The following is a 19,190-nucleotide window of genomic DNA, read 5'->3' as shown; positions in this document are numbered from 1 at the left end:
CCGGCCAGGTCGTGGCATCGTCCCAGCACACCCCAGCCAAGGCTGGACCATCCGCCACCTCGATGTCGAGACCGGACATGTCCATCCCGGCCACCGACAGCCGACCGGTGACAAAGGCCCGGTCAAGAGCGCGGGCGCGGTCGAGAGCGAGGTCGAGGACGTAGCCGACGCGGCGGACGAGCCCGCGGATGTGGGCGTGGCGGAGGGCGTGGTCGAGGCGGCGGACGAGATCGAGGGCGCGGTCGAGGTCGCGGATGAGGTCGCGGACGCGGACGTCGTCGAGGTCGCGGTCGAGGACGTGGGCGCGAGCGCGAGCGCGGTCGACATCGCGGACGAGGACACGGCCGAGGGCGCGGCCGCTATCGCGGACACGGACGTGGCCGAGGGCACGGCCGAGGGCGCGGTCGGCATCGCGGACAAAGTCGACGTCGCGGACAAGGACGTGGACAACCTGGTACGCCTGGATGCGGTGTTCCAGGTGGCGGAGTGCATGGAGATCACAGCTTTGGGCCGAGGGTTCTTCCAGTCGGTGGCCGCTCCTGGTGTGATCGTGTCGGGGAGTGAGCAGGGCGCCCCAGAGGGCCGTCGGCTTGGTCTGAGCCTGGAGGTAGGACAGGAGCTCACTATCGGCGGCGGCCAGCAGGGCGTCCAACCGGTCATCGCTCAGGTCGGGATGGCGGTCACGGTCGGTGGCATCGGTCATCGCCTGTCCTCCTTTCGCGGAAGGTAGATGGCCAGCGCGGACTTCAACGTCGCGCGGGCGCTTGTGATCAAGTTGCCGACCTGCCGGGTGCCGCATCCCAGTTCCTGGGCGATGTCGTGTTGCGGCACGTCGTCCAAGTGGAAGGCCATGGCCAAGCGCTGGCGGTCGGGCAGGGCGCGCAGCGCCGCCAGGACGTCCAGGGTCGGCACCGTCAGCTCCGCGGGGTCGCCGCAGGGCACGGGCCGCTCGGGGACCGTGTCCCACGTGTCAGCGGGGGGCTGGCGGCGGGCTTGGCCTGGCGGGCGGTGAGCGGCGCGCAGCGCCACGGTGCGGATCCAGGCGCGCTCGCTGGCGATCGCCTGCCAGCGTTCAGGCGTGCTGCTGAGCAGGCGCCAGGCTTCGGCGAACGCCTCCTGGGCGGCATCATGTGCCTCTTCCAGCCGGACCCCATTTCGCAGCAGGAACCGCACCACCTGGAGGTGTTCAGTCTCGGCGAAGGTGAGGAAGGCAGCTCGCATCGCGGCCATCCTGGCAGGATCCGCCGTCGGGCCGGGAGCGTGGCGGGCCTGTTCCTCCGGGTGCCGTCCGATGGCGAGTTCCTCGCGCTCAGGGCCAACTGGCGGATCATCGCTCATCGGCCGGACGCGGGCCGCAGTCGGTGCTGCCGACGTCGATGATCATCCCGTGACGGCCGAGATCCAGTAACCGGCTGCCCGGCGGCAGCTTGCGTACGTGATCACGACGAGCTTCCTCCCGCAGCCGATGCCGGTGAATGCGGCCCCGCAGCCAGATCCCACCCAGCCCGCACAATGTGCCGGCTATCGCCGTAGCCGACGCCGCGACGGTGGCGTAGTCCATCGGGGTCTCCCTTGTCCGTTCGGTGACGGTTGCGGCGGCCGTAGGAGGCCGTCACAAGGTAGGTGGCCACAACATAAGATCAACAGAAGTCGTCAGCCAAGATTCTTTAGGCGGATCCCGCTGAGCGCGTAGCTCCCGCCCTGGAAACGCGTTTCGGCACGGTCGGCAAGAGCGACTCAAGCCGGGGCAGGAGGACGCGGGGGCCCGTTCCATGCCCGCCTCGTGTACCTGAAACGGTCGCTTTTCTGCGCCGTCTTCTCCGAGATATCCCTGCGTTTTCCCAGGTCACAGGCACATACCAACTATGTTGGATTTCAGTCGATTTCCGGACGTCAGCTCCACTCGGCACGCATGCCGAGCATGATTGCTCCCGTCCCTGAAGCAAGTGACCAAGGAGATCGGATGCCTGTCGAACCTTCCATCCCTCACGTGCCCTGGATCAGCGATCTCGGCGGCGTCCACGCGCAGGGCCTGCCATGGCTCATCCTCATCACGGTGCTGGTTCTCGTCCTGGCGCCGACTAAGAAGATGCGCAAGGCAGCAGCATGCCTGATTCCTCGCTTCACCCTCGACGCCCGTCTCACGCTGTCCCTGCGGACGAACCAGTGAACAAGCGTCCTGCCAGCGACGGCTTCACGGACGAGGAACTGATCGACGAGCCGACGATGCGCGCGCGCCGGGGAGGCGTAAGCGCCGCGGCCTTGGCTCAGCAGGTGAAACGGGGAGATCTTCCCAAGCCCCTCCAGACGCATCCGAAGAGGTGGCTGCGGGCGGACGCGAGCCACTGGGGGAGAACCATCACGCCAATCGATGCCGTGCAGAAGATGAGGGACGCGGTCAAGGAGCTGGCCCGCTCCATGCCGCCCGGGGCTCAGGGCCATCCCCCTTCCCGGCGTTCGAGGAAGGGCTCACAGGCGCCATCTGCCGACCAGGCACGACTCGAGGTGTGCCGCATCGCCAGGGCCTTGGCTGATCAAGTGGCCCGGCTTGTGGCAGTTCCCGCAGCCCATTCCCTCACTCAGGTCGATGAAGAGCACCTCGTTGATGCCCTCAAGCAGACGACTTCCCTTGTCGAACAGGTACAGGACAGCGCTGTGGCCTACTTCGTCGCTCGGGGGTGGGATCCAGCCTGGATCGCCAAGGCTCTCAATCAAGACGCGAAGGACGTCCGTCGCCGGTTGAAGGCTGCTCACCGCCCATCTCCCTTGCCGCCCTTGGAACGCCGCGAGCTCGATCACTGGCTGACACGGTACGACATAGCGGTGGCGGACCGAGGCCAGGACTGGTCCCTAGCCGATGGACCGCCCTCGGTCGGGCTGAGTCGCATCTCCATCTACGACGAACTGCGGCAGTTGGAGGAACGAGCCGCCGGACTGGATGCCGAGCCGCCGTCGCCAGCGAAGGCCAGCGAGCAGTTCCAGGTGCACGCGAGAAGGGCCGAGCTGTACGGGCAGGTCGCCGAGATCACCAATAATGAGGCGAAGCGGACCTCGTCCGAAGCACTTAAGGCCATGCGTGAAGCCTTTCTCGCGGCCAAGGAAGCCTGGAAGGATCATCATCATGCTCGCCCCAGCCCCACCACCGGCTGAACCCCTGGGGTGACGGGTCGCGGGACGCCGTCGGCGGGCCGGCCGCCTCCCTGGCCTGGTCGCCAGCGCGGGGCCGGTAGACAATCGTGGGGGACCAACCTGCCAGGAAGGCCCCCGCGTGATCGACATCAACTACACCCTCCACGGCGACGATGGCGAGATCCGGTACGGGGAGAAGCGGTCATCGCTTAGATGTTGCGTTCGATCATGGTGCGTGGCGCGGGACGGCTGTCAGCGCTGAAGGCCCGCCGGTTGAGTCCCAGGTGCTGACACGAGGGCCCGTGTGCGGTGAAGGCCGCGCCGGTCTCGGCGGTCATGATGGGGAAGAACTTCTTTGCTTCGGGCGACTGGCCGGTGGTGGCCCAGGTGTAGCCCGGGCCATCGCGGAGCGCACGATGAATCAGGCGGCGACCGAGGCCCTGGCGCTGCCATTCCTCGTTGATCGAGATCTTGTTGATGCGGCCGTGCTGGCATTGATCACAGATCTGCCAGACCAGGCGGGCGATGTCGTAGTCGTGCGAGTCGTAGACGTAGATCTCGCGCAGCTCTGCCGGGTCGGCCGGCGGGTGGTAGACGAAGCGCAAGGGCGCTCCAGGTGTGGTGATGCGTGCCCACCACCAGCGGACCTTTGAGACTCCCGGAATGCCTAAGGGGCTTCTGCTCTCGCGCATGTTGATCATCCTGCCGAGGTGGGCGTCACCCAGTCGATCACGATGGTGCGGCGGACGCCGGCGTCCAGCAGGGCCTGGCTCTTGTGCTGGCCGTTGATGTAGGCGGTGCGCCGACGACCGGCCTGGACGGTGAGCTGGATTCCGTCGCCCGGGCTGATGAGGGTGTTCAGCGCGTTCAGTTCCCAGCTGCTGAGACCTTCAGCTTGAGCGGTGTCGCGGACGAAGTCGTGGATGTCGTAGGCGGTCATGCCTGCGCGTTGGGCCCGTCGTACCAGCCGGATCGCGGTGGCGCAGACGCGATGCCAATCCCCGCCGTGGTACCAGCAGCACCGGCGTGCTTGGTGGCGGGGAACGAGCTGGCGGGCGATGCGGCGGGCCCAGCTGATCCCGGTGGGCATGCAGGCCTTGGCGCGGAAGGGGTGGGGGCGGGGGAGTCGCACCGTCCAGATCGTGCGGAAGCGGGGTTCGTCTTCCGGCTCAGGCGGGCGTGGCACATATCCGTCGCCGCGCTCGGGGTCCACCGCGTCGCCCAGCAGCCGGCTCAGCTCAGCCTCGGTGATCCGGCCCCATTCGGGGCAGCCGAGCTCGAACGGCCCGGTCAGGGTGAAGGTGACCAGGGAGAAGTGGTTGAAGGTGGCGTCGTCGAGGAGCTGGCGCTGGATCCAGATGGGCGGCTCGCTCTCGCCTGGGCAGTGACGGCGCCAGACCTCGGCAGCGTAGGTTTCGGCGGCGTTGACCAGAGAGGCTAATGGCTGTCCAGGCGTTCCTCGACCCCGGACTACGGGTGGAGAGAGGACCTGGGGCAGAGGAGCCGGGTGGGCTGGCCCTCCACGAACTGACTGACGCGGTAGCGAACTTCCAGGTCTGCCGAACGGCTGACCTGCACGCCAGATGGCAGTCGGCTGCCATCGAACTTTCGCTGGAATCCGACAAGCAATTCGTCGTCGTCGCCGTAGTCGTCATAATCCAGCCCGTATTCGTCGCTCAGAGCCTCGTCGTTGTCCCAGGCGTGCAGCGTGAAGTGCGCGCTGTCGCGTACGCACAAGCTCAGCGGTGCCGGGAGTTGGCTGGCAGGGACAAGAGCGTTTTTGCGCAGGAGCATGCGGCCTCTGCGGTTGGTGACGTGGACAGAGCGGCGAAAGTTCAGTGGATCGTCGTACAGTACCGCAGCAAGCTGGATCTGACCCGCGTCGGCGCCGTCGCCTGTGTTGAGGATCCGAACGCTCTCGATGGTGACAACGACCGGTGTTGGGCCTGGACCTTCGGCTCGGCATGGCGTGCCAGGCGGGTGGGGATTTCCTCCGGCGCGGATCCATGTGGCCAGCAGCAGACCGTCTCGGTTGACCAGCGCAGCCTCACGCACCAGTCGGCACCACTCGTAGCCGGTCTGGAGCGTCGCAAGAGCTCGAGCCTTTCGATATTTGAGGTCACGTTTTGCAAGCGACAGGCCAGTGTCCCCGCACTCTGGACAGTCCTTGTTGAGTACGTCATGCCGGATGCCTGTATAGGCAATTGGGGCTCCTAGGAAGGACCCCCGGGGGGTCAGATACCGAACGCTGCACTCATGATCTCCGCCCCCCCGGCCCGTTTCCAGCAGACGTCCGATCTGTGTCCCATCGGGCGAAATGAGAGTGGGAACGAAAAGGCCCCCGTCGTTTCGAGCTATCCGCCAGCCCTCAGGGATACCCGCCCAGTCATCGCCTCCCAGAAGGATGTCGCCGCGGACTACCTGACCGCCAGACGGCGCGAACCAGCGCTGAGCCAACGATCTCTGCGCCCCGCTGAGGTCGACCAGGTCGGACTGGGCAACCTTGATCCCGTGTATCTCGACGACCCCCGCAGCCTGGTCGTCATGAGCCGCAGGGAAGCCCAACTCAACCCAGTTGGAGTGACTGTAAAAGTCTTGGACGGTATGCATGATGTCACCGAACATAGAGGGGGCAGCCCATGTCCTTCCGATAAGTGCCAGTCCGGCCGAGCGATACCTGTCACGAATGAACTTCGCCGCACCATCGAACTCACAATCATCGAAGTGCTTCTCGTCGTCGGCGACACGATAGGACGAGAATCCTGCATCCATCCACTTGTGCCGGTGGTTGATGTCGCGGCGTACCGCTGTTCGCAGGAAGCTGTCGTTGATCGAAGACCCCAAGCCTTCCCTGGTGATTTCAAGGTGGTGATCTGGCCCGAAAGCTTGAGCTGACGGCGGAAGTCCGATCGCAAGGGTAGTGGTGAGGAGTGCAGCGCTGAGCAGCGCCAGAGATGATTTCCGATACATTCTGGGCCCTCCTGTTTCTGTCCGTACCGGGGGTTGGCTCCTCTCGTGTGGGTTGTACCTTTTATCCTAATGGTCGGATTGCTGTCGGGTCCGTCTAGGTTGTTTAGCCCATATCGGGGCGATGGGAGCCGCAGTTGCCGAGTTCAACGCGGCGCAACAGGAAGTACTTCTGGAATTCCGCCCACTGGTGTCGGACAGGTCGTCCATCAACATCTCGATCGCCCTCCTGGAGTCTCCGCTCCCATTGGCCAAAAGAGTAAAGTCCGTAGACGCTGTCTAGCTTCCGCATGACCCCCCTTCTCTGCTTCTGCTGTGGATGGGCAGTTTCTTGCGGGCGTTACCGATCTACTCGAGATCACTACCTGGGATTGGCTGGGGCCGCCATTGCTTTGCCAATCATATCCGTGACCTTCGCGGCGGCTGGTATCCAATTACCGTCGAGAAAGCCTTGCAGGTCAAGTTCTTTGATGAGAATTGCAAGCGCAATCCAGTCTCCGGTGAGTCCGGCTGCCAATAGCTTCACGGCGTCTGTCACATCGATCCCGTGATCTCCGATGTCCCTGAAGCCGTTCGTGACGTACGGTCCGCGGAACTGGATTCGCGTGATCTTGGCAGTGTATTTGCCGTTTCCTTCGAGTTTGATTGAGTAGAAGACGCGATCGTCCTTGCCGGCGTGTTCGTGTCTGAAGTACGACGTTTCTCCGTCTTGGAGAAGGTTTTTATTATCTATGGCGCGAATGTAGAACTCGTGTCCATCGATCTCGCTTGCGCCAGGGGGGTAGTCGCCTGCAACGGCCATCTTGATCGCTTCATCGAGTGGCGTCATGTCAACTCCTTGGTCGAGTGGGCCTATTAGGCTGGGCTGCTGCCTGAAACCGGAACTGCCTGCGGCGGGTCGTTTCAACAGCGGCAGATGCATCCTGGTCTTCATGTTTCATCGTGGCCCTCCCCCCGTCACCCTGTCGTGACGTCGGCGTGGCGGATGCGTGACACCCGGCTCTTCTTTGGAAAGGGCAGGGCGTCATAGTGTCGGTGTCCTCCTCGCTTTCGAGGCTGCCGTTCGCGCCCGAAGCCGCTTCGTCAGATTTACGCAAATCGGCGGAATCGAGTACGTCAAAGGGACTGGACATGTTCGAGTGATGGAGCTCAGGGTCAGTTGTGGGGGATGGGAGTCTTTCACGTTATACGGGATGCCGCTTCTTGCCATGCGCGGAAGACGTTAGACCCCGTCAGGGCATTCAAACCTCCTGGCGACTGAGGTCGCAGCAATTGCAACGCTGGGAGAAACTTCATGTCCACTACTGGATCACCCAAATACGGCCGCACATATAATGTCGTGAGTAAAACGCTTCGGTCTCGCGGAGTGGCCGTCGCGGTCGCGATCGCGGCGCCCACTGTCGCCTCCCTCGGATTCTTTTGGTACCGGCACTGGGCCGAGGGCACGCCTGACATGGTGCGGATAGAGCTCGCCGGATCCGCAGACACGATTCGGAAGATCATCAAGTCGTACCCTGGCCGCTACGTCGACGCACTGCATGCGGACTTCAGATTGATCCTTTCCTACGTCATCGCGACGGTCGCCGGGGCGTCACTCGGATGGTCGCTGTCGTTCACGCAGGCGGCCCGCCGCCTGTCACTGCTGGCGATGGGAGCAGGGATCGTTGCGGCCTTGTGCGACGTCGGAGAAGATCTGGCCCTGTTGCATGTCATCGAGCACGGCGGCGAGAACGGGTTCGCCGTCGTGGCCCAAGGGCTGGCGTTCACGAAGTTCGTCCTGCTGATGCCGGCGGCGGTCGTGGCACTCGTGGCGGTCGTGACGACGTTGTGGCGTGCCCGTCCGCGCCGACTCCGTACGTACGGTCGTCCATCCACCGCAAACCCCGGCCACGACGAACTCCCTTGGTGTCCGGTCGGCGCGAACGACGACAGGCTCGCGCACGAGCCCAATAGCAGCGAGGGCGTACGGCGATCGGCATGGCGCACGAACACGTACCTGCCGCCGAGCAGGCGCGCCGAACCCGGCAGAGACGCGGACACGATCGGGATCTGCGTCTCGGGCGGAGGTATCCGTTCGGCCACGTTCGCCCTGGGAGCACTCGACGCCTTGCGGCCGGTGCTGAAGAAGGCCCGCTACCTGGTGTCGGTCTCAGGTGGAGGGTATTGCGCCGGAGCGCTGCAGCTGGCGCTGCAGCGCAACCGGCCCGAGGAGCTCACCCCCGAGGGATTCGAATCGGTCGCCAACCCCGATGACGTCTACTCGGGCGGTTCGGCCGAGCTCGACCACACCCGCCGGCACGGCAACTACATCGCCGACGACGCGAAGCAATGGCTTGTCGCGCTCGGCGCCGTGTTGCGCGGAGTTGTGGTGAGCGTTGGGACCCTCGTGCTGACGGTAGTCGTTCTCGGACGGCTGCTGGCGCACCTCTACGCATCGCTCTCCGGCGACGTGCTGAAAACGCCGTGGCCCCCGCTGCCGGGGGTGCAGCGGACAATCGGCCTGCTGGCCGCCCCGTTCCTCCTGGCGTGGCTCGGCGGCGTGTGGCTCGACTCGTGCGAAAGACGGGCGTGCGTGAGACTCCGCCGGTGGTTCGCCCGGGTCAGGCGATATGTCGTGGCCACGGCACTGCTGGTCGCCGTCGCCGGCATCGGCGTGCCTCTGCTCGCCTGGACCGGTGGGTGGATCACCAGTCCCAGAGCCGTCCCGCTGGGATCGATCGCGCTGGTCGTCGTTGGCTGGCTATCCGCCCTGATCGGCGTGGGGCAGCGGCCGGCGAGCCGGAAGATCTTCGCAGGGCTGCGTCGCGCTTGGGGGGCGACGGTCGGTTCTCGGCAGCGGAGCATCACGGCCGCCGTGGCGGTGTTCGCCGGCCTGCTGGTGATCGTCATCGGACTGCTTTTGCTCCTCGGGAACGTCATCGCCACCACCGGGGCCGCATCCGTGACGACACGCTCATGGCCCTGGTTGAAGGAATGGCAGGTGACGGCCATCGCCGCGGCGGCCTTTGGGGTGATCGCGGTCGCCGACCAGGTTCGCTGGAGCCTGCATCCCTTCTACCGGCGGCGGCTCGCGACGGCGTTCGCGGTGCGCCGTGAACGCCGGGAAGGCCGGGTCCGGGCGGAGCGCTACGACTACGACAATGTGCGGACGACGTTGCATGAGTACGCCGGAGTGTGCGCGGACTTCCCGCGGGTCATCTTCCTGTGCGCCGCGCACGTTTCCGGGCAGGAGCTCACGCCGCCCGGGCGCCAGGTGGTGCCATGGACCATGTCCGGCGACTATGTCGGGAGTCCGGTGCTCGGCTGGATGCCGAGCAAAGCTCTCCATGACGAGATCCCGCCGCTCCTCCGGTACGACCTGACCGTGCAGGCGGCACAGGCGATCTCTGGCGCCGCGTTCGCCTCCCAGATGGGGCGGATGCAACGCCCGATCACCCGGCTGCTGACTCTCACGAACGTCCGGCTCGGTTCCTGGCTGCCCAACCCGGACTACCTTGGCCGCCGCCGGGCGGAGCTGCGCGAAGGGAACGGTTCGATGCCCTGGTGGCTGCCGGCCATGCCGAGACGGCGGTACCTGGTGACCTGGGCACGGGAGTTGATCGGCAGTTACCCTGCCGACGGTCCGTTGGTCTTCGTGACCGATGGCGGCCATTACGAGAACCTCGGCCTCGTGGAGCTCCTGCGGCACCGATGCCGCTACATCTGCTGCATCGACGGCAGCGGAGACCGGCCGAACGTCGCCCGGACCCTTGCGCAGGCGGTCGAGCTGGCCTACGAAGAGCTCGGGGTCACCATCGAGCTGGACCATCCCGAACGCCTGAGCGCCGGCCATGAGGGGCCGCAGCGCCCGCCCCCGGACCAACTGCTGGGCGAGCTGGAGGACCGGCTCGCCCAGGACTGTACGATCATCGGAAGGATCACCTATCCGGATCTCGGCCCGGACCTGCCCAAGGAAAACGGCTACCTCGTGATCGGAAAGGCCGTGCTCACGCGGGCAACGCCGTTCGAGGTGCTCGCCCACGCCACCGGCAACCCCTCTTTCCCCAACGACAGCACCGCCGACCAGTGGTTCGACTTCACCCGGTTCGACGCCTACCACACGCTGGGCCGCCATGTGGGAAAGAGCGTCCTGAGCGCGATGAAGAACCGCCCCTTCCCCAGCGGTCTTTCGCTGCCGTAGGCCATCGCTTTCCCGTGCCTCGCACGATCACGAGCGACGTTTTGCTAGGTCAGCAAGTGCCGCGACCGGCCCGAATGCGAGAGCGGTGAGGATCGCTGCACCAGCCAGCATCACACCTTGCTTGGTGAGCCTCCTGGGCTACTTCCTCTCCTCGCCAGGCTGTTTGCGCGACTGTCACCATCGAGTCAGTCATGCTCCGGCGATCGACTCCCCGGTCGTCTCAGCGGTCGCGGGTCGCGTGTAGACCGGCGGCGAGTTCGCGCAGCCGGGAGGTCGGTTCGAGGCCGAGTTCGGTGCGGAGGCTCTGCTCGTACAACTGGAAATGGCGCAGCGCCTCGGCCTGGTTGCCCTCCGCGAGGTGGGCCTCGATGAGCGCGGTACAGGCGCTCTCTCGCAGCGGTTCGGCATGGGCGGCCACGCTCGCGGCGGCCACGGCATCGGCGACCCTCCCCGCCCGGATGAACAGCGCCGACAGCGCCTCCAGCGCGTGCAGCCGCAGTTGGTGCCACTCCTCGGCAACGGGCAGGACCCAGTCGTCGTACCAGCCGGGCAGCAGGTGGTTGGACAGCATCTCGACGGCCTCCGCGCTGAGGATGGCGTCATCGGTCCGCGACGCCGGATCGAGGATGCGCTGCGCCAGCGACCGGGCGTCGTCGAAGTCCACGTCTGCCTCCGGGCACAGCCGTATCTCGGTCGCTTCGACGTGCAGCATCCGCCGCGCAACACCGTCGAGGCGAGCCAGGGCCGATCGCAGGCTGGCGTGCGCGCGCCGCTCCGGCGCATCGGGCCAGAGGGCCGCGGAAATGAGGGTACGGGAGACAACGGTCCGGCGGTTGAGAGCCAGGAACGAGAGCAGACGTTCTGAGCCATTCGAGAGGGTGAACTGGTCGTCTCCGGAAAGCAGCCGGAACCCGCCGAGAAGCACGAGACGGAGAAGGCCGTGGCTGCTCTTCATAATCCTCCGGTCCTCGCTGTCCGGGATCAGAAGCACACTTTCGCCCCAGCCCTTCCTTCACCTGTAACGATACCTGTCGTGTTCCTATCGGCCCGGAGGGGGCGGGGTTGCCGGGCCCGGCGTGGCGAGGCGCGACCCCGACCAGGCCGTTCGGTTTCCGCGGCCCATCTGACTCTTCCCTGACCACTCACGGGTCGGTCACCTGCCAGGGCAGGCCGGCTCGGGAGGCGTTCGCGGTGATCTCGACCGCCGCGCGCTGGAGCGGCCTGTCGACCAGTGGTTCGACGTCAGCGTCGACGACCACGTCCTGCCCGATCTTCCCCGGCAAACGCTACGAGGATTGGCAGCTCGACGACCCCGCCGGGCAGGGCGTCGACGCCCGCGGCCCATCCGTGATCAGATCGAGGGCAGCGTCCGCGCCCTGATCGGTGACCTCCTGCCCGGCGAACGAGGATGAGCAACGCAACCGTGAAGATCGCCGCCATGACAGTCCAGCATGCCGCCCAGGTGCTGGCCATTTACCAGCTCGGCATCGACGAGGGACAGGCGACCTTCGAGACCGCCGCACCCACCTGGTCGAGCTTCGACACCGCCAAGCTGCCTGCACACCGGCACGTCGCCCTGGACGACACCGGCCAGGTGCTCGGCTGGGTGGCAGCCACCGCCGTCTCCGACCGGTGCGTCTACGTCGGCGTGGTGGAGCACTCGGTCTATGTCCATCCCGGCACCCGCCGCCACGAAGTCGGATACGCCTTGCTGCAGGCCCTGATCACCTCCACCGAGGCCGTCGGCATCTGGACGATCCAGTCCGGCATCTTTCCGGAGAACACCGCAAGCCTTGCCCTGCACACCCGCACCGGATTCCGGATGATGGGGTGCCGTAAAGAAACGCGTCACTAGCCCCAAACCAGCTCCGGTCGGCCTGCCGGGCCGGGCTACATCTGGGCTTCGAACATTGTGGGATAAGTCCGGCAGGTGCTGCCGTGACGGCGGGGTGAAAGGCGTTCGCGCAGGTCGTGCTGCTTGGTAAGGAGCCTTATGTCAACCCTCCGCCACCCTCCCCGGCCGGTCCCTGCCCCGCCACCTCGCCAACCTCCCCACCGCCCGCCTCGGGCCTGGCCAGGCGCAGCCTCTGCCACCCGTCCGCGCCCGCCACCACCCGCCAGCACGGCGGCCACACCCGCTGCACGCCCGCAGCCGACGGCGCCACTCGCGCGCCGTCCAGCTCCGCCCGCTCCAGCCCCGTCGCCCCGCGGAACGCGGCGGCGCCGGAGAAGGTCGTCCCAGTGAACCCGGCGGCGCCGGAGAAGGCCGCCCCGGCGAACCCGGCGTCGCCGGAGAAGGTCGCGATGTCGAACCTGGCATAGCCGGAGAAGGCCGCCCAGCCGAACGCGGCGGCGCGGGTGAAGGTCGCCCCGCGGAACTCGGCGTAGCCGGTGAAGGTCGCGCTGTCGAACCTGGCGTAGCCGGTGAAGGTCACCCTGTCGAACCCGGCGGCGCCGGAGAAGGTCGCGCTGTCGAACCTGGCGTAGCCGGTGAAGGCCACCCCGGTGAACCAGGCGCCGCCGGCGAAGGTCGCCCCCTCGAACCCGGCGTCACCGGCGAAGGCCGCCCAGCCGAACCTGGCGGCGCGGGTGAAGGTCGCCCCGCGGAACTCGGCGTCGCCCGTGAAGGTCGCCCCCTCGAACCCGGCGCCGCCGGCGAAGGTCGCCCCCTCGAACCCGGCGCCGCCGGCGAAGGCCGCCCCCTCGAACCCGGCGTCACCGGCGAAGGCCGCCCGGCCGAACGCGGCATCGCCGACGCGGCAGCGGCTCAGGTCGAAGTCGAGCAGGGTGGCGCCGGTGAGATCGAGGCGGATGCCGGCCCAATGGCGGGCGTTGGGGTCGGCGCTGTGGGGCTGCCACCGGCGGCGGGCGGGCGGGTCCTGGTAGCGCAGGTGCGCGGTGAGGATGCGCTGGGCGGTCAGGCGGACCTGGCGCTCCTCGTGCGGATCTCGGCCCGCCGGCGCGGAGACGCCGCCGATGGTGGCGCGCGGCACGGCGGGCTCGGCCCGGCCGGTCTCGTCCGGGGGCGAGGTGTACGGCATGCGTAAGTACGCGCAGATCACGTCCACGATGGTCTGCCGGAACTCTGGGGCGGGGTTGTCCTGAGCGAGCTGCTCCAAGGCGTGCAGGCCGCCCAGGCGGACCGGGGCCTGGGCGCTGCCGAGCTGCTCGACGGCCTTGCCGTAGCGGTCGGTCACATGGCCGCGCTCGCCGAGCTGGAAGGTGCGCCGGGCGGTGTCGGCGTTGCGCGCGGTGTAGTAGACCGCGACCAGCGCGGCCAACCCGGTCGCCACGGCCAGCACCCGGCCGCGGACCGCGTCCAGGGCCGCCGCCAGATCCTTACCGGCCAACCCTGCCGACCCGCCGATCGCCACCCCGTCCATGTGCTCCAGCACCCAGTGCGCCCCCGGGCCCAGCACCCAGACGATCCCCGCCACCAACGCCAGGCCGGCCGCAGCCACCACTATCGAGACAGGCTTCACGTCCTCCACCGTGACCCGAATCGGGGTTCGCAGCTAGAGCCAGCGGTACACCCGCTGCCCCTTCCAGGCGTACTTGGTCTGCGGGCCTTACTGACGTACGGCCGTGATCACGGGGGCGGGTGTCACGAGGGGTCGCGTGCTTCGAGGCGGGCCAGGGTGGCGTCGCGCTTGGCGCGTTCGCGGTGATTGCGCCAGGCGTGGTGAACGTCGGAGATCAGGTCGATGACGGCCTTGTCGCGGGTGGCGGGGCGCTTGCCGCCGCCGGCGCCCGTGCCCAGATGCCAGGCCAGGCTGCCGCCGCGGTGGCGGGCCTCCCAGCCGGAGCGGCCGCCGGTGGCGGTGTGGTGCAGCTGCACGGTGCCCAGCAGATGCCCGGCAACAATGACCCAGTAGGCGCCGCGATCGGTCTTGACGACCTGGTGCGCCTCGATCTCTTCGTCGGTAAACCAGCGGCGGCGTTTGACCGGGTCGACCTCGGTGGTCCACGGCACACCGTCGGGCACCGGCGGGGCGGGCTCGCAGGAGCGCGGGGAGCGGCTCGGCGCGGCGGCCGCCGGCGGCTGGTCGACCGCGGCCGGATAGGCGTCGGCCTGTTCCACCGCCTGGGCGTCCGGGACCTCAGGCAGCGGAAGCGGGGGAGGCGTAGCCGCGCTGGCGGGGACCTGGTCGACCTCGACCGACTCGACCGGCTCGGCGGGCTCGGGTTGGGCGCCGGGTGGCTCGTCGTCCTCCAACGCCCGATACAGCGTCGACCGGCCGATGCCGAGCTCGCGGGCGATTGCGGTGACGGACTGCCCCGGGCGCGGCGGGCCCGGGTGGCTCGGTGCGCACCACCAGCTCGCCGGGCGGCATCTCGGAGCGGCCGAACTCCAGCCCGTCGTGCACCGCGTCGCTGGCGTGCGAGTCGCCAAGCACCCGGGCGGCGGCCGCCAGGCGCAGCGGCACGAACCCATGCCCGTTGTCCACGAGCAGGCGGCCGGTCAGCCCGGCCCCGTTGGCGCGTTCGCGAGTCTTACCCTGAGGTCACCTTGACAGAGAGGCTTAAGGGCATAGCTTTAGCTATTAGTAGTAGCTAAACACGTGATACGGAGATTTGCGATCTTGGAGAAGCGACATGACACACCAGCACCAAGCGGCAAGGACGGAACGGACCGCCGCCAGCTGCGGCGCCAGAAGACACTGGAGGAGATCTTGCAGATCGCTGTCGAAGTCATGACGGAAGAAGGAGTGGCCGCGCTACGCCTTTCCGAGGTCGCCCGGCGCATGGGGATCCAGCCGCCCTCGCTGTACAAGTACTTCCCCTCGAAACTGGCTGTATACGATGCGTTGTTCCAGCGCGGCTGGGAACGCACCTTGGTGGCTTTTCAGCAGGCCGCGAAGGAAGCCGCGCCTGGCCTGCCGGCGCTCACCGCCGGTTGTGCGGCCGTGGGCCGCCTCGCGCTGGAAGCTCCGGTTTTGATGCAACTGACCTCCTGGCGGACGGTGCCGGGGTTCGAACCCAGCCCAGCGGCCTACGCCCCAAGCGTCGCTTTCCAAAGCGAGGTGTCGCGGGTGGTCCAAGAGGCCGCTCACTTGGGTCAGCTTCACCCCGATGCCGCCTCAGAGGAGGGCGGGGCCATCTTGTCGGTCCTATTCGCCGGAGTGATCACCCAGCAGATGGCCAATGATCCGGCGGCCCGCTTCGGGGAGGGACGTTTCACCCGACTGCTTCCCACCCTCTTGACCATGTTCGCCCGCACCTACCCCTCTGAAGGGGACCCCCCGTGAACGCGACCCACACCATCAACGCCCATACCATCGAGCGCACCTCACTGCCCCGCTCACACGAGATCCTTCACACCCAGGTCGCGGCCTTCCTGGCCCTGTTGAAAGGCTTGGACGCCGAGGACTGGTACCGCCCGACCGCCTGTGCCCGCTGGAGGGTGCGAGATGTCGTCGCTCACATGATCGGACAAGCCGAAGAGGGCGTGCGCCCTGTTGTCCTGCTCCGCAGAATGCGTCGAGGCCAGCGGCTCTACCCGGCCCTGCCCGCTTTGGACGGCCACAATCAATGCCAGGTCGATGATCGGCGCACCGTCGGCCCTGACGAATTGATCGACCACTACCTTCACTGGAGCGACCGCTGGCTACGCGCGGTGCGGCGCCTACCCACCCCGCTCCTGAAAATCCCGCTGAGCTGGGTCTTCCCCGACACGGCGGCGTTGCGGGACAACTCCCTGGACTACCTCGTGAAGGTTTTGATGGCGCGCGATGTGTGGATGCATCGCCTCGATGTCGCCGATGCGACCTCCAAGATCTTCGCCCCGGCTAATGGTGATCGCGACATCGTTGAACAGGTGATCAGCGACCTGGCCCGCGACTGGACCGCGCCGTCGGTGCTGCTGGATCTCAACGGCGTGACGCCGGCCCGCTATGCGCTCGGCGTAGGGGAGACCACCGCCACGGTGACCGGTGGCGTCCTTGCCCTCATGCGCCACCTAGCCGGGCGGGCCCGCAGCGGCGACCTGGTCATCACCGGTGACCCACGTGTCGTCGCGGCCATGGAAAACGCGCGCGTCGAATTCTGATTCCGCTAGGCACGCAAGAGCGGCTGACCCGGCGCACCAAACCCACCGTGTTCTTGCCTTGGTCAGTGCTGTCCGCATTGACCTTTTTCAGGGCCGCCCACGCCAGGTGACTCCCGCATGCCCTGCGGCCCCGACCGCGCTCCAATCCATCCCGAAGGAGATGGCAATGACCTAAGCCCACGTTAGTGAAGGCTCGCCGCAACAGTCACCGTCACGCACTGGCTCGCCCACAACCTCTGGGAGGAGGCGGGCCTGCAGGTACTCCCGGACATCGTTCACAACCTCGGTCACCAGCACCCGTAGTGCTGAGACCTACCGAAAGGACCACCACCATGCAAACCAACGACATCCAGCTCTCGCGCGTCTTCACCACCAAAGCCAGCGGCGGCACCCAGGACAACACCCCGACCGAGCTGGGCGGAAACCGGCAGCCGGAGTTCTACCTGACCATCGTCGCCGAGTCCGGCGACAACCTCGGCGATCTCGGCGCCGCATACACCCTGTACGTCCGGGCCGCCTCTACCTCAGGCGGGGCAACGGGCTTCGCCCGTATGACACAGAACGAGACCGTCACCAGCGGCCTGTACGACTGGAAGGACCTGGGAGCCAACAACGGCTACGCCAAGATCTCCCACATCAGGGTCAATTCGGCCGACTTCCCCGCAGGTGACTCGTACGAGTTCGTCGCGACGCTGGTCACGAAGAGCGGGATCGTCTCCAAGGCGGTCAGCAACGAGTTTGTCTCCTTCTAGATCCAACCTGCCCTGGGCGGCTGTGGCCGTCCCAGGGCTCCTCCAGACTGCGAAAGGAGCATGTCGTGACCGGAGAGCGGAGCAGAGGAGGCTTCGTCACCTTCCTCACCGGGCTCCTGGGATTGGTGACCGCAGTCGTGATCCTTGCGACCTCCCTGCAGGGCAAGTCGAGCGGGGAAGACGGCGGGAACGATCTTCCTTCCTTTGTGCCCGGACCGACTGGAACTGTGTCACCGGCCCGGAGCCCGACAGTGGCCACCCGCATCTGCAACACCCTCACTACAGGCGCGCACAGCGAGATCGTTGTTGTCACGCTCGGCATCGGCGGGACACGCAACGAATTGCTAGTGAACACGTTGAGGCCGACCCGCTGCATCGTGTGGAGGAGCATCAAGCCTGGTACGTATCGCTACACGCTCTTCGTCAAGGTGGACTCCGGCGTCGGGACTGAGTCCTTCGAGGGCACAGGCACCATCCGCGTGTTTGACGGCGCCCGGTACCTCGTCGTCTCGGACGACGTCACAGCCGCGCTGCAGCTTGGTTAGTAGAGGTCTTCTTGTCGGGCCCTGTCTGACCTGGGCGAAGATCCACATTGTCACACAATGTGACACCAAGCCCGGTTCGCCGTTCCACTACTACTCGACGGCCAGCCTGTGCGTCGGCCTGGCGATCGCCCTGGACCGGCTGCCCGACACCGTGCTGGAGCCCGGCCCCGGCTGGCTGGCGCTGTACGGCTTCTTCGAAGAGATGGTGCAGGCCAATCGGACGGCAAGCCTCCCATCGGCTCTCGACGCCGACGGCGGACCTGGCCACGGCGGACGGGCGGCGTCGACGGCCGCGGTGAGGACTGCGGCCGCGTACGAGTCGGTGCCGCGTCCTCCATGACTGCGCCGGCCTCGGTTATCGTTAATCCCTCGGATGGTTCTCTGTGGGTGCGGGGTGTTCCATATTGGCCGATCAGGGGGAAGACCCGGCGCGAGAGTGGCCCGCCACTCTCAACATCGCTGAAATGCTTGAAAACGGGTGGCAGCCCCACCCTTTCCGGCAATTCCTCCTCAAAGTGCACAGCCGATGCAATCTCGCGTGCGATTACTGCTACGTCTACACCCTCGCTGACCAGAGCTGGCGCTCGCGACCGATGATCATGGCTCCTGACCTGATCACCACCGCCGCCGAGCGCATCGCCGAGCACGCCGCCCGGCATCACTTGAGTTCTGTCCGGCTGATCCTGCACGGTGGCGAGCCCCTGCTCGCCGGGCCCGCCTTTCTCCGTAAGATCGTGGAGACGGTACGCGCCGAGGTGGACCAGGATCTGCGGGTCGATGTGTCCGTGCAGACCAATGCGGTGCTCCTGGACGAGGACACCCTGCGATGTTTCCGCGACCTGAATGTGCAGGTGGGAGTGAGCCTTGACGGCGGTCGCCGGGCCAACGACGCAATCGGCGCTTCGCCAACGGCCACAGCAGCTTCGCCGCCGTCTCCAGTGCCCTTTCCCTGTTGCTCAGCCCACCGTTCCGGCATTTGTACGGCGGGCTGCTTTGCACCGTGGATCTGGCCAACGAACCGGTAGAAACCTATGAGGCGCTGCTGGAGTTCCAACCGCCGGTGCTCGATTTCCTCCTCCCGCACGGCACCTGGGAATCGCCGCCGCCGGGTCGGCCCCCGGACGCGAGGAAAACGCTCTACGCCGACTGGCTGATTGCGGTATTCGACCATTGGTACGGACGCAGCGGGGAAACGGTCGTCCGCTTCTTCCAGGAGATCATCAATCTGCTGATGGGGGGCGCGTCGGCCACCGAGGCCGTGGGCTTGACGCCGTCCACGTTGGTGGTGATCGAAACCGATGGCACGATCGAGCAGACCGACTCGTTGAAGACGGTGCGGCACGGTGCCCCGGCCACCGGCCTGAACATCGTCGACCATGCTTTCGATGCCGCGCTGCGGCACCCCGGCATGGTCGCCAGGCAACTGGAGTGGGAGGCGCTGAGCGACACTTGCAAGGAGTGCCGCTTCGGTACGGGTGCCACCGGTCGGGTCGCCCCGGGCGTCTCAGCCCGGGGCTCCCACAGAACCGTGCGTAACAATCTCTCGTTACACGGCTCTTGTCGTCCTG

Annotated in this window: 21 protein-coding genes and 3 pseudogenes; 13 read left to right on the top strand and 11 right to left on the bottom strand. The window is 66.8% G+C overall.

Annotated features, from left to right (window positions below):
- Positions 1-196: 196 nt before the first annotated feature.
- The gene (locus AB0B91_RS61520; RefSeq protein WP_358342067.1) at positions 197-730 is read left to right on the top strand and encodes a hypothetical protein; all 534 of its coding nucleotides are present in this window, start codon (positions 197-199) and stop codon (positions 728-730) included.
- Here the strand turns inward: AB0B91_RS61520 and AB0B91_RS61515 are convergent.
- Together AB0B91_RS61515 and AB0B91_RS61510 are read right to left on the bottom strand one after the other, a co-directional pair.
- A complete protein-coding gene (locus tag AB0B91_RS61515; protein WP_358342066.1) occupies positions 700-1,338 on the bottom strand; it encodes a sigma-70 family RNA polymerase sigma factor in 639 nt (212 codons plus the stop codon). The genes AB0B91_RS61520 and AB0B91_RS61515 overlap by 31 nt on opposite strands.
- On the bottom strand, positions 1,328-1,561 hold the full coding sequence (locus tag AB0B91_RS61510) for a hypothetical protein (protein WP_358342064.1): 234 nt from the start codon (positions 1,559-1,561) through the stop codon (positions 1,328-1,330). Before AB0B91_RS61510 ends, AB0B91_RS61515 begins: the two co-directional genes overlap by 11 nt.
- Positions 1,562-1,963: 402 nt before the next feature.
- Here AB0B91_RS61510 and AB0B91_RS61505 point away from each other — a divergent pair, with 402 nt between their 5' ends.
- Together AB0B91_RS61505 and AB0B91_RS61500 are read left to right on the top strand one after the other, a co-directional pair.
- Positions 1,964-2,170, top strand: a complete 207-nt coding sequence (locus AB0B91_RS61505; protein ID WP_358342063.1) for a hypothetical protein — start codon at positions 1,964-1,966, stop codon at positions 2,168-2,170.
- Positions 2,167-3,150: a hypothetical protein gene (locus tag AB0B91_RS61500; RefSeq protein WP_358342062.1), complete on the top strand. Its 984-nt coding sequence runs from the start codon at positions 2,167-2,169 to the stop codon at positions 3,148-3,150. Before AB0B91_RS61505 ends, AB0B91_RS61500 begins: the two co-directional genes overlap by 4 nt.
- 188 nt (positions 3,151-3,338) lie before the next feature.
- Here AB0B91_RS61500 and AB0B91_RS61495 read toward each other — a convergent pair whose 3' ends face one another.
- The 4 genes from AB0B91_RS61495 to AB0B91_RS61480 all read right to left on the bottom strand — a co-directional run bounded on the left by AB0B91_RS61495 (position 3,339) and on the right by AB0B91_RS61480 (position 6,925).
- Positions 3,339-3,830, bottom strand: a complete 492-nt coding sequence (locus AB0B91_RS61495) for a GNAT family N-acetyltransferase (protein WP_358342061.1) — start codon at positions 3,828-3,830, stop codon at positions 3,339-3,341.
- Positions 3,827-4,261 carry a hypothetical protein gene (locus tag AB0B91_RS61490; RefSeq protein ID WP_358342059.1) on the bottom strand — a complete coding sequence of 145 codons (435 nt, stop codon included), beginning with the start codon at positions 4,259-4,261 and terminating at the stop codon, positions 3,827-3,829. The genes AB0B91_RS61495 and AB0B91_RS61490 overlap by 4 nt, the downstream gene beginning before the upstream one ends.
- Positions 4,262-4,599: 338 nt before the next feature.
- Complete coding sequence (locus AB0B91_RS61485) at positions 4,600-6,099, bottom strand: hypothetical protein (protein ID WP_358342057.1); 1,500 nt, start codon at positions 6,097-6,099, stop codon at positions 4,600-4,602.
- A gap of 358 nt (positions 6,100-6,457) precedes the next feature.
- Positions 6,458-6,925 (bottom strand): hypothetical protein, encoded by a 468-nt coding sequence (locus tag AB0B91_RS61480; protein WP_358342056.1) that lies wholly within the window; start codon positions 6,923-6,925, stop codon positions 6,458-6,460.
- A 510-nt stretch (positions 6,926-7,435) separates the two neighbouring features.
- Between AB0B91_RS61480 and AB0B91_RS61475 the strand changes: the two genes are divergently transcribed.
- Entirely contained in the window at positions 7,436-10,276 is a 2,841-nt protein-coding gene (locus AB0B91_RS61475) for a hypothetical protein (RefSeq protein ID WP_358342054.1), read from the top strand.
- A gap of 220 nt (positions 10,277-10,496) precedes the next feature.
- Here the strand turns inward: AB0B91_RS61475 and AB0B91_RS61470 are convergent, their stop codons facing one another.
- Positions 10,497-10,988: a bacterial transcriptional activator domain-containing protein gene (locus AB0B91_RS61470; protein WP_358342052.1), complete on the bottom strand. Its 492-nt coding sequence runs from the start codon at positions 10,986-10,988 to the stop codon at positions 10,497-10,499.
- A gap of 430 nt (positions 10,989-11,418) precedes the next feature.
- Positions 11,419-11,559, bottom strand: a complete 141-nt coding sequence (locus tag AB0B91_RS61465; RefSeq protein ID WP_358342118.1) for a hypothetical protein — start codon at positions 11,557-11,559, stop codon at positions 11,419-11,421.
- On the opposite strand from AB0B91_RS61465, the pseudogene AB0B91_RS61460 reads away from it, so the two are divergent.
- Positions 11,537-11,688: pseudogene (locus tag AB0B91_RS61460) on the top strand (heat-shock protein HtpX); the annotation flags it as partial. The gene AB0B91_RS61465 and the pseudogene AB0B91_RS61460 sit on opposite strands and share 23 nt — an antisense overlap.
- A gap of 11 nt (positions 11,689-11,699) precedes the next feature.
- On the top strand, positions 11,700-12,131 hold the full coding sequence (locus AB0B91_RS61455; RefSeq protein ID WP_358342050.1) for an N-acetyltransferase family protein: 432 nt from the start codon (positions 11,700-11,702) through the stop codon (positions 12,129-12,131).
- A 136-nt stretch (positions 12,132-12,267) separates the two neighbouring features.
- Here the strand turns inward: AB0B91_RS61455 and AB0B91_RS61450 are convergent, their stop codons facing one another.
- The 3 genes and pseudogenes from AB0B91_RS61450 to AB0B91_RS61440 all read right to left on the bottom strand — a co-directional run.
- A complete protein-coding gene (locus AB0B91_RS61450) occupies positions 12,268-13,758 on the bottom strand; it encodes a pentapeptide repeat-containing protein (RefSeq protein WP_358342049.1) in 1,491 nt (496 codons plus the stop codon).
- Between the two features lie 122 nt (positions 13,759-13,880).
- Complete coding sequence (locus tag AB0B91_RS61445) at positions 13,881-14,492, bottom strand: hypothetical protein (protein WP_358342116.1); 612 nt, start codon at positions 14,490-14,492, stop codon at positions 13,881-13,883.
- Positions 14,493-14,711: pseudogene (locus AB0B91_RS61440) on the bottom strand (helix-turn-helix domain-containing protein); the annotation flags it as partial.
- A 148-nt stretch (positions 14,712-14,859) separates the two neighbouring features.
- On the opposite strand from AB0B91_RS61440, the gene AB0B91_RS61435 reads away from it, so the two are divergent.
- The 7 genes and pseudogenes from AB0B91_RS61435 to AB0B91_RS61405 all read left to right on the top strand — a co-directional run.
- The gene (locus tag AB0B91_RS61435) at positions 14,860-15,525 is read left to right on the top strand and encodes a TetR/AcrR family transcriptional regulator (protein WP_358342048.1); all 666 of its coding nucleotides are present in this window, start codon (positions 14,860-14,862) and stop codon (positions 15,523-15,525) included.
- Positions 15,522-16,325: a maleylpyruvate isomerase family mycothiol-dependent enzyme gene (locus AB0B91_RS61430; protein WP_358342046.1), complete on the top strand. Its 804-nt coding sequence runs from the start codon at positions 15,522-15,524 to the stop codon at positions 16,323-16,325. The genes AB0B91_RS61435 and AB0B91_RS61430 overlap by 4 nt, the downstream gene beginning before the upstream one ends.
- A gap of 332 nt (positions 16,326-16,657) precedes the next feature.
- Entirely contained in the window at positions 16,658-17,077 is a 420-nt protein-coding gene (locus AB0B91_RS61425) for a hypothetical protein (protein WP_358342044.1), read from the top strand.
- A 65-nt stretch (positions 17,078-17,142) separates the two neighbouring features.
- Positions 17,143-17,622: a hypothetical protein gene (locus tag AB0B91_RS61420; RefSeq protein ID WP_358342041.1), complete on the top strand. Its 480-nt coding sequence runs from the start codon at positions 17,143-17,145 to the stop codon at positions 17,620-17,622.
- On the top strand, positions 17,615-17,962 hold the full coding sequence (locus tag AB0B91_RS61415) for a hypothetical protein (RefSeq protein ID WP_358342039.1): 348 nt from the start codon (positions 17,615-17,617) through the stop codon (positions 17,960-17,962). Before AB0B91_RS61420 ends, AB0B91_RS61415 begins: the two co-directional genes overlap by 8 nt.
- Before the next feature lie 124 nt (positions 17,963-18,086).
- Positions 18,087-18,647 carry a radical SAM protein gene (locus AB0B91_RS61410; protein ID WP_358342036.1) on the top strand — a complete coding sequence of 187 codons (561 nt, stop codon included), beginning with the start codon at positions 18,087-18,089 and terminating at the stop codon, positions 18,645-18,647.
- Positions 18,623-19,190: pseudogene (locus AB0B91_RS61405) on the top strand (radical SAM protein); the annotation flags it as partial. The gene AB0B91_RS61410 and the pseudogene AB0B91_RS61405, both read left to right, overlap by 25 nt.

Source organism: Nonomuraea sp. NPDC049141, assembly GCF_040648415.1.
Classification (GTDB): Bacteria; Actinomycetota; Actinomycetes; order Streptosporangiales; family Streptosporangiaceae; genus Nonomuraea.
Note: the sequence above shows the minus strand (reverse complement) of the source record. Positions and strands in the feature narration are given on the sequence as shown.